Raw genomic sequence first — 312 nt, 5'->3', positions numbered from 1 at the left:
TATTAAACCAGTACCTTTTAATAAGTGATCAGAGGCATGTTCGTGATGTATAAGTTTTGGTAGTATATCCTTTTGATCTTCCCATTCCACATGAGCCCATGTCCGAATTTGTCTGTTTTGTTTTTGAAAAGGTTCAATAAACTCACTGAAATAAGATAATGTACTTTCACAACAAAATTCACCATACATTTGGTAATAGGAAAAGTTATTGATAAAATGTACATGGAGTGTTTCTTCAGGCGATAGACTGGAGGCAAGCAGTTCTCGAATTAGTAGAGTATTGGGTTGGTTTTCTATGATGATAATAGTCTG

General features: G+C 34.3%; 1 protein-coding gene. It reads right to left on the bottom strand.

The features are described from left to right. Positions 1-312: hypothetical protein (locus tag AOA61_RS31925; RefSeq protein WP_218197384.1), on the bottom strand; the 312-nt coding region annotated here is incomplete at both ends.

The sequence above is a fragment of the Pseudomonas sp. 2995-1 genome (assembly GCF_002742505.1).
Taxonomy (GTDB): domain Bacteria; phylum Pseudomonadota; class Gammaproteobacteria; order Pseudomonadales; family Pseudomonadaceae; genus Aquipseudomonas; species Aquipseudomonas sivasensis.
Note: the sequence above shows the minus strand (reverse complement) of the source record. Positions and strands in the feature narration are given on the sequence as shown.